The sequence below is a fragment of the Seonamhaeicola marinus genome (assembly GCF_008085455.1).
The window spans coordinates 1-429 of record NZ_VSDQ01000785.1 but is presented as its reverse complement, the minus strand read 5'-3'; the positions used below and the strand labels follow the sequence as shown (position 1 = coordinate 429).

General features: G+C 37.1%; 1 protein-coding gene. It reads left to right on the top strand.

Features of this window, described 5'->3' with window-relative positions:
- Nucleotides 1-58: 58 nt before the first annotated feature.
- Nucleotides 59-429, top strand: a 371-nt coding sequence (locus tag FUA24_RS23520) for an FAD-binding protein (protein ID WP_148545773.1), incomplete at its 3' end; no start/stop codon positions are given.

Sequence of the window (429 nt, the reverse complement as noted above, 5' to 3'; positions counted from 1 at the left end):
TTTAGGGTTTGTAATTATAGCTATATATCACCATTTTAATCACTAATAACATACAAATATGAGTGTTTTAGATTCAAAAGTACCAGAAGGTCCTCTTAAAGATAAATGGACGTCTTATAAAGATAAAATTAACTTAGTAAATCCTGCTAATAAACGATTAATTGATGTTATTGTTGTTGGTACAGGATTAGCTGGTGGTTCAGCAGCTGCTACACTTGCAGAGTTGGGCTACAACGTAAAAGCATTTGCTTATCAAGATTCTCCGCGTCGTGCGCATTCAATTGCTGCGCAAGGAGGTATAAACGCCGCTAAAAACTATCAAGGTGATGGCGATTCAACATACAGATTATTTTATGATACCGTAAAAGGTGGCGATTACCGCTCACGTGAGGCTAACGTATACCGTTTAGCTGAGGTTTCTGCAAATAT